Source organism: Streptomyces sp. AN091965 (genome assembly GCF_022698285.1).
GTDB lineage: Bacteria > Actinomycetota > Actinomycetes > Streptomycetales > Streptomycetaceae > Streptomyces.
Window position 1 is genome coordinate 8,197,391 of record NZ_JALDMY010000001.1, and the last position, 12,731, is coordinate 8,210,121.

The 12,731-nt window shown below is 75.8% G+C and carries 1 protein-coding gene; it reads left to right on the forward strand.

Going from position 1 to position 12,731, the window contains the following annotated elements; all coding sequences use genetic code 11:
• Positions 1–14 precede the first annotated feature (14 nt).
• A complete protein-coding gene (locus MQV74_RS34310) occupies positions 15–12,680 on the forward strand; it encodes a type I polyketide synthase (protein WP_242726781.1) in 12,666 nt (4,221 codons plus the stop codon).
• Positions 12,681–12,731: the final 51 nt, after the last annotated feature.

Sequence of the window (12,731 nt, forward strand, 5' to 3'; positions counted from 1 at the left end):
CAGGTGAGTTTCCGATGGCGGACCAGCAAAAGCTCCTCGACTACCTCAAGCGGGTGACCGCCGACCTCCACGAGACGCGCCAGCGGCTGCGCGAAGTGGAGTCGGAGGAGCCCGAGCCCATCGCCATCGTCGGAATGAGCTGCCGCTACCCCGGCGGCGTGCGCGGTCCCGAGGACCTGTGGCAGCTCGTGGCCGACGGGCGGGACGCCCTCTCGGCCTTCCCCGCCGACCGGGGCTGGGACGTCGACGCGCTCGCCGGGCGCACCGGCGACGGCACGCCGGAAGGCCCGGAGCGCGGCGGCGGCTTCGTCTACGAGGCGGGCGACTTCGACGCCGCCTTCTTCGGGATATCCCCGCGCGAGGCCATGGCCATGGACCCGCAGCAGCGGCTCCTCCTGGAGGCCACGTGGGAGACCTTCGAGCGGGCCGGGATCCCGCCCGCCTCGCTGCGCGGCAGCCGCACCGGCGTGTTCGTCGGCGCCACCGCCCAGGGCTACGGACCCGCCCTCATGGCCTCGCCGGACAACGTCGAGGGCTATCTGCTCACCGGTGACGTCTCCAGCGTCATCTCCGGCCGCCTGTCGTACGTGTTCGGCCTCGAAGGCCCGGCGGTCACCGTCGACACCGCCTGCTCGTCGTCGCTCGTGGCCCTGCACCTGGCGGCGCAGGCGCTGCGCCAGGGCGAGTGCGACCTCGCCCTCGCCGGTGGCGTCGCCATCATGGTCACCTCCGGCGCGTTCGCCGAGTTCAGCCGCCAGGGCGGTCTCGCGGGCGACGGCCGCTGCAAGCCGTACGCCGACGCCGCCGACGGCACCGGCTGGGGCGAGGGCGTCGGCGTCCTCGCCCTGGAGCGCCTGTCCGACGCCCGCCGCAACGGCCACGAGGTCCTGGCCGTCGTCCGGGGCTCCGCCGTCAACCAGGACGGTGCCAGCAACGGCCTGACCGCGCCCAACGGCCCCTCCCAGCAGCTCGTCATCCGCCAGGCCCTCGCCGCCGCCCGCCTCGCCACCAGCGACATCGACGCAGTCGAGGGCCACGGCACCGGCACGGTCCTCGGCGACCCCATCGAGGCGCAGGCGCTGCTCGCCACCTACGGCCAGGACCGCCCCGCGGACCAGCCGCTGCTCCTCGGCTCGGTGAAGTCCAACATCGGCCACACCCAGGCCGCTTCGGGCGTCGCGGGCGTCATCAAGATGGTCATGGCGATGCGCCACGGCGTCCTGCCCGAGAACCTGCACACGGACCGCCCGAGCACGCACGTCGACTGGTCCGCCGGAGCCGTGGAGCTCCTCACGGAGGCCCGGGAGTGGGCCGCGCGCGAGGACGGCGGCCCGCGCCGCGCCGGTGTCTCCTCCTTCGGCGTGAGCGGCACCAACGCGCATGTGATCGTGGAGCAGGCGCCGGTCGAGGAGCCCGGAGAGACCGTGGAGCCGGTCGCGCCGGTCACGGCCGTGCCGTGGCTGGTGTCGGGCCGCAGCGCGGAGGCGCTGCGGGAGCAGGCCGAGCGGCTGCGCGAGCACGTCGCGGGCACCACCGGCCAGGACGCCGTGGACGTCGGCTGGTCGCTGCTGTCGGGCCGGTCCGCGCTGGAGCACCGCGCGGTGGTGTTCGGCCGCGAGCGCGCCGACCTCCTCGCGGGCCTGGAGTCCCTGGCGTCCGGCGGCCCGGGAGCCCTCGCGGGCTCGGTCGTCGAGGGCCGCCTCGGCGTGGTCTTCACCGGCCAGGGCAGTCAGCGCCTGGGCATGGGCCGTGAGCTGTACGAGACGTTCCCGGTGTTCGCGGATGCGTTGGACGAGGTGTGTGCTCATATAGATCCGTGGATAGAACGTTCGCTCCAGAGCGTGATGTTCGGTACCGACGCGGATCTCCTTGAGCAGACGGGCTACGCGCAGCCCGCACTGTTCGCGATGGAAGTCGCCCTGTTCCGTCTGGCGGAGTCCTTCGGTGTGCGTCCGGAGATCGTGGGCGGGCACTCGATCGGTGAGCTGGCTGCCGCGTACGTGGCCGGGGTGTGGTCGCTGGAGGACGCGGCTCAACTGGTCGCGGCGCGTGGGCGGTTGATGCAGGCCCTGCCCGAGGGCGGCGCCATGCTGGCCGTCCAGATCGCGGAGGCCGAGGTCCTGCCGCTGCTCGCGGACGTGGCCGACCGCGTCGGCGTGGCGGCGGTGAACGGCCCCGCTCAGATCGTGCTCTCCGGCGAGCGCACGGCCCTCGAAGCCCTGGAACAGACCCTGCGCGGCGACGGCCGCAAGGTGAAGTGGCTGAAGGTCAGCCACGCCTTCCATTCGCCCCTCATGGCCCCGGCGCTCGATGACTTCCGCGAGGTCGCGGCCAAGCTGACGTACCAGGACCCGACGTTGCCGGTGGTCTCCAACCTCACGGGCGCGCTCGCGAAGGCCGCGGAGCTGAAGGACCCGGAGTACTGGGTCCGCCACATCCGTGAGGCGGTTCGCTTCCACGACGGCCTCAACGCCCTCACAGACTTCGGCGTCTCGACGCTCCTGGAGCTCGGCCCCGACTCCGTGCTCACGGCGATGGCGCACGACACCCTCACCGACCCCGCCGCGCAGGCGGGCCTGGTCGGCGCGGTGCGCAAGGACCGCCCCGAGCCCGACGCGTTCCTGACCGCCCTCGCCAAGGCGCACGTGCGCGGCGTCACCGTCGACTGGGCGCCGCTGTACGCGCCGGTCGAGTCGCGGCGCCGCGTCGACCTGCCGACGTACGCCTTCCAGCACCAGCGCTACTGGCCGCGCCCCGCCGTCGGCGGCGTCGGCGACGCGCGTGCCACCGGTCTGAACCCGGCGGACCACCCGCTGTTCGGCGCCGCCGTCGCCCTCGCCGACATGGACGGCTACCTCTTCACGGGCAGGCTCTCGCTCGCCTCCCACCCGTGGCTCGCGGGCCACGCCCTGGCGGGCACCGTCCTGCTGCCCGCCACGGCCTACGTCGAGCTCGCCCTGCACGCCGGACACCGCGTCGGCTGCGCGCACCTGGAGGAGCTGACGCTCCAGGCGCCCCTGGTCCTGCCCGAGCGCGGCGGCGTGCAGATGCAGCTCGCCGTGGGCGCCGCCGACGCCTTCGGCCGCCGCCCGGTGAACCTCTACTCGCGGCCCCAGCACGTGTCCGACGACGACCTGTGGTCCGACGAGCCGTGGCTGCGCCACGCCACCGGCACGCTCGCCCCCGCCCCGGCCGCCCGCCCCGCCGACGCCGACCTCGCCGAGTGGCCGCCCGCCGGAGCCGAGCGGGCCGACACCGAGGCGCTGTACGAGAGCCTGGCCGCCGCCGGGTTCCGCTACGGCTCGGCCTTCCTCGGCCTGAGGTCCGTCTGGCGGCGCGGCGACGCACTCTTCGCCGAGGTCGCGCTGCCGGAGGAGGACCGGGAGGAGGCCGCTGCGTACGGCCTGCACCCGGCGCTCCTCGACGCCGCGCTGCACCCGCTGGGCCTCGGCACCTTCGTCTCCGACACCGAGCAGGGCCGCATGCCCTTCTCCTGGACCGGGGTGTCCCTGCACGCGACCGGCGCGTCCGCGCTGCGCGTCCGCCTGACCGCCGCGGGAACGGACGGCGTGGCCCTCGCCGTCGCCGACACCGACGGGCAGCCGGTCGCCGCCGTGGACTCCCTCGTCCTGCGGCCCATCGCCGCGCCGGACGCGGGCGCCGAACAGGGCGGCCGCAACGACTCGCTGTTCCGGGTCGACTGGAGCGTGGTGTCCGCGCCCGCCGTGACGGTCGGTGCCGCGTATGCGGTGCTGGGTGCGGACGAGTGGGGTCTGCGGGGTGCTCTGGAGGGCGCCGGTGCGACGGTGGCGGCGTACGCGGATGTGGCGGCGCTCGCGGAGGCGGTCGGGGGCGGGGCTGCCGTGCCGGAGTCCGTCTTCGTCACCTGCGTCGGCGGGCAGCACGGGGGCGGTACGGCCGCGTCGGTGCGCGCCTCCCTGAACAGCACGCTCGGCGTGGTGGGGGAGTGGCTGTCCTTCGAGGGCGGTGAGGATTCCCGTCTGGTCGTGGTGACGTCCGGTGCGGTGGGTGTGGGTGCCGGTGACGTGGTGTCGGCCGAAGGTCTGGTGGACGCTCCGGTGTGGGGTCTGCTGCGGTCCGCGCAGTCGGAGAACCCGGGCCGGATCGTCCTCGTCGACCTCGACGGCTCCGCGGCGTCGCTGACCCAGGTGCCCGCCCTCCTCGCGCTCGACGAGCCGCAGGCCGCGGTGCGCGGCGACGTGGTGTGGGCGCCGCGCCTGATGCGTGCGGGCGGCGGCGCCCTCGCGGCCCCGGCCGGTGCGGACTGGCAGCTCGGCGTCACCGGACGGGGAACCCTGGGGAACCTGGCGCTGCTGCCCGTCGCCGAGGACGCCGAGGTGTCCGGCAGCAGGCCGCTGGGCGCCGGTGAGGTGCGCGTCGAGGTGCGCGCGGCGGGCGTCAACTTCCGTGACCCGCTGATCGCCCTGGGCATGTACCCGGGCGACGCGGTCATGGGCACCGAAGGCGCGGGCGTCGTCGTGGAGGTCGGCCCGGACGTCACGGACCTCGCCGTCGGCGACCGGGTCCTCGGCCTCCTGGAGGGCGCCTTCGGCCCGCTGTCGGTCGCGGACCGGCGCATGGTGGCGCGGATCCCCGAGGGCTGGTCCTTCGCGCAGGCCGCGTCGGTGCCGACGGTGTTCCTCACGGCGTACTACGCGCTGCGGGACCTGGCCGGTCTGGAGGCGGGCGAGTCGGTCCTCGTGCACGCGGCCGCCGGTGGTGTGGGCATGGCCGCGGTGCAGCTGGCGCGGCACTTCGGCGCCGAGGTGTACGGCACCGCCAGCGCGGGCAAGTGGGACGTCCTGCGGGGCCTCGGCGTCGAGGACTCGCACATCGCCTCCTCCCGGACGCTGGACTTCGAGGCCTCGGTCACCGAAGGCACCGCGGGCCAGGGCGTGGACGTGGTGCTCAACTCCCTGGCCAGGGAGTTCGTGGACGCCTCGCTGCGGCTGCTGCCGCGCGGCGGGCGCTTCGTGGAGATGGGCAAGACCGACCTCCGCGACCCCGAGGCCATCGCCGCGGAGCACGCCGGAGTCACGTACCGCAGCTTCGACCTGATCGACGCCGGACACGACCGCATCCGCGAGATGCTCGCGGACATCCTCGGCCTGTTCGAGCGGGGTGTGCTGAAGCCGCTGCCGGTGAAGGCGTGGGACGTGCGCCGGGCGCCGGAGGCGTTCCGCTACCTCAGCCAGGCCCGGCACGTCGGCAAGGTCGTGCTCACCCTGCCGCCCCGTTTCGAGCCCGCAGGCACGGTCCTGGTGACGGGTGCCCTGGGTGGGCTGGGCCGGGTTGTGGCCCGGCACCTGGCCGGTGAGCGCGGTGTACGGGACCTGCTGTTGGTCTCCCGGCGCGGTGAGGACGCTCCCGGTGCGGGTGAAGTCCGGGCCGAGCTGGAGGAGTTGGGTGCGCGGGTGCGGATCGCGGCGTGTGATGTCGCCGACCGCGAGGCTCTGGCCGTGCTTTTGGAGGGGGTGCGCTCGGAGCTGAGCGCGGTGGTGCACGTGGCCGGTGTCGTCGACGACGGCATCCTGACCTCGCTCACTCCCGAACGTCTGGACACGGTGCTGCGTCCGAAGGTGGACGCGGCGGTGAACCTGCATGAGCTGACGGCCGATCTGGACCTGTCGGCGTTCGTGCTGTTCTCCTCCGCGGCGGGTGTGCTGGGCAGTGCGGGGCAGGCCAACTATGCGGCTGCCAACGCGTTCCTGGACGCGCTGGCCCAGTACCGGCGGGCTCAGGGTCTGCCCGCGACCTCGCTGGCCTGGGGCCTGTGGGCCGACCAGGGCGGCATGGCCGGAGCCCTCGCCGACGGTGACATCGACCGGATGAACCGGGCGGGCGTGGCGGCCCTGTCCGCCGAGGAGGGCCTCGCCCTGCTCGACGCCTCCCTCGCCCAGGCCGACGGCGCCCTCGTGCCGATGAAACTGGAACTCGACGTCCTGCGCGGGCAGTTCGGCGGTGACGTGCCGCCGCTGTTCCGCGGCCTCATCCGCGCCCAGGTCCGCAGGGCCGCCACCGCCCAGGCGGGCCCGGCGGCCGACGGGCAGGAGTCGCTGGCCGAGCGCCTCGCCGGGCTCGGCGCGGAGGAGCGCGACCAGGCCCTCGTCGACGTCGTCCGGGACAACGTCGCCGCCGTCCTCGGCTACCCGTCGCTCGAATCGGTCGACGCCGCCAAGGCGTTCAAGGAGCTCGGCTTCGACTCGCTCACCTCCGTCGAGCTGCGCAACCGCCTCAACGGCGCCACCGCGCTGCGCCTGCCCGCCAGCCTCGTCTTCGACTACCCCACGCCGGTCGCCCTGGCCGCCCACCTGGGCGCGGAGCTGCTCGGCTCGCTGCCCGAGCCCGTCGCCCCGGCCGCCACGACCGTGAACGGCGTGGACGACGAGCCCGTCGCCATCGTCGCCATGAGCTGCCGCTACCCCGGCGGCGTGCGCTCGCCCGAGGACCTGTGGCGCATGGTGTTCGCGGGCGAGGACGGCCTCACCGGCTTCCCCGTGAACCGCGGCTGGGACGTCACCGCCCCGGCGGACCTCGACGGCGATGAGGGCCTGGCCTACGTCACCACCGGAGCCTTCCTCCACGACGCCGACGAGTTCGACTCCGACTTCTTCGGCATCAACCCGCGCGAAGCCCTCGCCATGGACCCCCAGCAGCGCCTCCTCCTGGAGACGTCCTGGGAGGCCCTCGAACGCGCGGGCATCGTCCCCGCCACGGTGCGCGGCAGCGAGACCGGCGTGTTCGTGGGCCTGTCCACCCAGGGCTACTCGACCACGCTGCACGGCACCGAAGGCGTCGAGGGCTACGTCATGACCGGCGACGCGGCCAGCGTCGCCTCGGGCCGCCTCTCGTACTCCTTCGGCTTCGAAGGCCCGGCCGTGACCGTGGACACCGCCTGCTCCTCCTCGCTCGTCGCGCTGCACCTGGCGGTGCGCGCGCTGCGGCAGGGCGAGTGCGCGATGGCGCTCGCGGGCGGCGCGGCCGTCATGCCGACACCCACCTCCTTCGCGGAGTTCAGCCGCCAGCGCGGCCTGGCCCCCGACGGCCGCTGCAAGTCGTTCGCCGCGGCGGCCGACGGCACCGGCTGGGGCGAGGGCGTCGGCATGCTCGTCCTGGAGCGCCTGTCCGACGCCCGCCGCAACGGCCACCCCGTCCTCGCGGTGGTCCGCGGCTCCGCCATCAACCAGGACGGCGCCAGCAACGGCCTCACCGCCCCCAACGGGCCCTCCCAGCAGCGCGTCATCCGCGCCGCCCTCACCGACGCCCGCCTCACGGCCGCCGACGTGGACGCGGTGGAGGCCCACGGCACCGGCACCACCCTCGGCGACCCCATCGAGGCCCAGGCCCTCATCGCCACGTACGGCAAGGCACACTCCGACGAGCGGCCGCTGTGGCTGGGCTCGCTCAAGTCGAACATCGCCCACACCCAGGCCGCCGCCGGCGTCGGCGGCGTCATCAAGACGGTGATGGCGATGCGCAACAGCGTGCTGCCGAAGACCCTGTACGTGGACGCGCCCACCCCCGAAGTCGACTGGACCGGCGGGGGAGTGGAGCTCCTCACCGAGAGCCGGGACTGGCCCGGACGCGCCGACGGCGCGCCGCGCCGCGCGGGCATCTCGTCCTTCGGTATCAGCGGCACCAACGCCCACGTGATCCTCGAAGAGGCCCCGCGGGCCGCGCGGCCCGCCGCGCCCGGAGCCGCCGCCCCGGCGGTGGTCCCCGGCCTGGTGCCGCTCGCCCTGTCCGGCAAGACCCCGCAGGCGCTGCGGGCCCAGGCCCGACAGCTGCGGGAGCACCTGCTCGCGCACCCCGGCGCCGAACCCGCCGACGTGGGCCTGTCCCTGGCCGTGGCGCGCTCCCGGTTCGAGCACCGCGCGATGGTGCACGGGCGCGGCCGGACCGACCTCCTGGCCGCCCTCGACGCACTGGCGCAGGGCGACACGGAAGCCCGCGCCGTCGTCACGGGCCGCGCCCTCGGCGGCCCGGTCCGCCCGGTCTTCGTGTTCCCCGGCCAGGGCGCGCAGTGGGCGGGCATGGCCCGCGAACTCCTCGACGGGTCGCCGGTGTTCGCCGCGCGGATGCGGGAGTGCGCCGACGCCCTGTCCGCGTTCGTGGACTGGGATCTCACCGAGGAGCTGGGCGGCGGGAACTTCGACCGCGTCGACGTCGTCCAGCCGGTCCTCTTCGCCGTGATGGTCTCGCTCGCCGCCGTCTGGCAGGCCGCCGGAGTGCGGCCCGCCGCCGTCGTCGGCCACAGCCAGGGCGAGATTGCCGCCGCGTGCGTCGCGGGCGTCCTGCCGCTGCGGGACGCCGCCCGCGTCGTCGCCCTGCGCAGCCGGACGATCCGCGATCTTTCCGGCAAGGGCGGCATGGTCTCCCTCGTCCTGCCGCAGGACGAGGCCGAGACGCTCCTCGCCGCCTGGTCCGGACGCGTCGAGATCGCCGTCGTCAACGGCCCCTCCCAGGTCGTCGTCGCGGGCGACCCCGAGGCCCTCGACGAGCTGGCCGCCCACTGCGCCGAGCAGGGCGTGCGGGCGCGCACCGTCCCGGTCGACTACGCGTCGCACTCCTCGTACGTGGAGCAGATCGAGGCCCGCATCGAGGAGGCCCTGACCGGGCTGAGCCCGCGCGCCGCCGAGATCCCGCTGTACTCGACCCTCACCGGCACGTGGCTCAGCGCCGACACGCCCATGGACGGGGGCTACTGGTACCGCAACCTGCGCCACACCGTCCTCTTCGAGCAGGCCACGCGCGGCCTGCTCGGCGAAGGCCACACCCTGTTCCTGGAGATGAGCCCGCACCCGGTGCTCACCGTCCCGGTGCAGGAGACCATCGACGCCACGGCCGCCACCGCGCACACCAGCGCCGTCGCGCTCGGCACCCTGCGCCGCGACGAGGGCGGCCCCGAGCGACTCCTCACCGCGCTCGCCGCGGCCCACGCGCACGGCGCCGAACTCGACTGGGCGGCACTGTTCCCCGGCGCCGAGACCACCCTCGACCTGCCCACGTACGCGTTCCAGCGCGAGCACTACTGGCCCGAGCCCGCCGTCGCGGGCACGGGCGACGTGGCCTCCGTCGGCATCGAGGCCGCCGGACACCCGCTGCTCGGCGCCCGGATGGAGCTGGCCGACGCCGACCAGTACGTGCTGACCGGGCGGCTCTCCCGGCGCACCCACCCCTGGCTCGCCGACCACGCCGTCGGGGAGACCGTGCTCCTGCCCGGCACCGCGTACGTGGAGATGGCGCTGCGCGCGGGCGACGACGTCGGCTGCGGGCGCGTCGAGGAACTCACCCTCCAGGCGCCGCTGGTCGTCGCCGACGACGACACCGTCACCCTCCAGGTGTGGGTCGGCGCCCCCGACACCACCGGACGCCGCCCGCTGACCGTCTCCTCGCGGGCCCAGGGCGCCACCGACGCCCCCTGGACCCGGCACGCCACCGGCACGCTCGCCGCCGACGCGTACGAGGAGAGGGACCCGGCCCTGACGGTGTGGCCGCCCGAGGGCGCCGAAGCCGTGCCCCTCGACGGGTTCTACGAGCGCCTCGCCGAGGGCGGGCTCGCCTACGGCCCGGCGTTCCAGGGGCTGCGCGCCGCCTGGCGGGACCCGGCGGGCGAGGCCGTCTACGCCGAGGTGCGGCTGCCCGAGAGCGCCCACCGCGACGCCCGCTCCTTTGGCGTGCACCCCGCGCTCCTGGACGCCGCCCTGCACACCGTGGCCCTCGCGCCCTTCGCGGAGGCGGACGGCGTGCGGCTGCCGTTCGCCTGGACCGGCGTCTCGCTGGCCGCGCAGGGCGCGACCGTGCTGCGGGTCCGCGTGCGCCCCGCCGCGTCCGGCGGCGTGGCCCTGCTGTTCGCCGACGACACCGGCGCCCCGGTCGCCCGCGCCGACTCCCTGGAACTGCGCCCGGTCGCCGCCGAGCAGCTGCGCGCGGCCTCCGGCGGCGGGCACCGCGACGCGCTGTTCGGCGTGGAGTGGACGCCGCTGCCCTCCGGCACGGCCGACGCGAAGGACCTGACCTGGGCCACGGTCGGCCCCGACGACCTGAAGGTGGGCGCCGAACTCACCGCGTCGGGCGCCCGCGTGGACGCCTACGCCGACACCGACGCGCTCGCCGCCGCCCTCGACGCCGGAGCGGCGGTGCCCGACGCGCTGCTCGTCACCTTCGCGCCGGGCCCCGACCCGGATGCGGCCGCCGACGCCACGGCCGCCCGGGCCCGCACCGCCCTGCACCGGGCGCTCGGCCTGCTCCAGACCTGGCAGGCGGAGCCGCGCCTGGGCGCCGCCCCGCTGGTCCTGGTGACCCGGGGCGCGGTGGCCACCGACGGCGGCGACGTGCCCGATCCGGCGCACGCCGCGGTGTGGGGCCTGGCCCGCTCCGCCCGGTCCGAGCAGGCGGGCGGCCCGGACGGCGCCGGGTGCGTGCTGCTCGACCTGGGCGGCACCGACGACCGCGCCGACGGCCGTACCGCCGCCGCGCTGCTCGCCCACGGCCTGGCCCTGGACGAGCCGCAGCTCGCCGTCCGCGACGGGGCGCTGCTCGCGCCGCGCCTGGTGCCCGCGGCCACGCCGCACCCCGAGGACACCGCGGCACCCCGCACCCCCGACCCCGAGGGCACGGTCCTGATCACCGGCGCCACCGGCACCCTCGGCGCCCTCGTCGCCCGCCACCTGGTGGCCGAGCACGGCGCCCGCCGACTGCTCCTGACCAGCCGCAGGGGCCCGGACGCGCCGGGGGCCGCCGCCCTCGTGGCCGAGCTCGAAGCCCTCGGCGCAGAGGCCCGCGTGGTCGCCTGCGACGCGGCGGACCGCGACGCGCTGGCCGAGACCCTGGCCACGGTCCCGGCGGCGCACCCGCTGACCGCCGTCGTCCACACCGCCGGAGTCCTGGACGACGCCCTGGTGGCGTCCCTGACGCCGGAGCGCGTGGACACGGTCCTGCGGCCCAAGCTGGACGCGGCCCTCCACCTCGCCGAGCTGACGGCCGGGCACGACCTGGCGGAGTTCGTCCTGTTCTCCTCCGCGGCCGCCACCTTCGGCAGCCCCGGCCAGGGCAACTACGCGGCGGCCAACGCCTTCCTCGACGCCCTCGCGCACCACCTGCGCGCCCGGGGCGTGCCCGCCACCTCGCTCGCCTGGGGCCTGTGGGCCGAGAGCAGCGAGATGACGGGGCACCTCGACGAGGCCCGCCGCACCCGCATCTCGCGCGGCGGCGTCCTGCCGCTGTCCTCGGCGGAAGGCGTCGCACTCCTCGACGCCGCCCGTCGGCTCGGCGCGCCGCTGCTGCTGCCCGTACGCCTGGACACGGCGGCCCTGCGGGCGGGCGCGCGCCAGGGCGACGCCGTGCCGCCGCTGCTGCGGCGCCTGGTGCGGGTGCCCGCCCGGCGCACCGCCGTCGGCGCCGCCGCGTCCGAGGCGGAGGCGTTCGCGCGCCGCCTCGCCGCGGCCTCCGGCGCCGAGCGCGCCGAACTGCTCGGCGCGCTGGTCCGCGACCAGGCGGCGGTCGTACTCGGCCATGCCTCCGCCGACCGCGTCGAGGACGAACGCGGCTTCCTGGAGCTCGGCTTCGACTCCCTCACCGGAGTCGAGCTGCGCAACCGCCTCGCGGCCGCGACCGGCCTGCGCCTGCCCGCGACGCTGGTCTTCCAGAACCGCACCCCGAGGGCGCTGGCCGACCGGCTCGCGCACGACCTGGAGCAGGCCCTGCCCCCGGCCGGCACGGCGGCACGGCCCGGGAGCGGGGCCGGGCGTCCGCAGCGGGTCGAGGAGGCGCCGCGGCAGCCCGCACCGGCGCCCGAGCCGCCCGCGCACCCGGCCGCGCCCCGGCCCGCGACCGGCCTCGCCGAGCTGTACGACGAGGCCGCGCGGCAGGGCCGGGCCGACGACCTGATCCCGCTCCTGCGGACCATGGCCCAGTTCCGCGCCTCGTTCACCGAGGAGTCCGAACTCGGCGCCCCGCGCGCCCCGTTCACCCTCGCGCGCGGCCCGGAGGAGACCGCCCTGGTGCTGTTCACCTCGTACGTCGGGCGGTCCAGCGCGTACGACTACGCCCGCTTCGGCGCGTACTTCCGCGACCGGCGCGACGTCAGCGTCATCACGCACCCCGGCTTCCTGGAGGGCGAGCTGCTGCCCGCCGACAAGGACGCGCTGGTGCGGCTGCACGCCGACACCGTGCAGCGCCACGTCGGCGACAAGCCGTACGTCCTGTCCGGGCACTCCTCCGGCGGCCTCGTCGCCCACGCCGTGGCGCGGGAGCTGGAGCGCCGGGGCGCCGGACCCGCCGGTGTGGCGCTCGTCGACACCTACGTCGACGAGAAGGCGCTCGGCGACATGGCGGCCGCGATGGGCGAACAGCTCAGCGAACGCTACGACTCGGGGCACGGACCGGGGGACGCCGAAGCCGATGACTGGGGCGACGCCTGGGTGACCGCCATGGCCCGCTACATGTTCCTCGGCCTGCTGCCGGAGGAGCTGCGGGCGCCCACGCTCCTGGTCCGGGCGGGAGAGCCGCTCATGGAGTGGACGAAGGACTACGACTGGCGCCCCTCCTGGAAGCTGGAGCACTCCACCGCGGACGTGCCCGGCACCCACTTCACGGTGATGGAGGAGCACTCCCGCACCACGGCACGCGCCGTGGAGGAGTGGCTGGAGCAGCTCTGACCCGCCAAGGGCGACGGCCCCGCCCCCACCGGAAGGTGGGGGCGGGGCCGT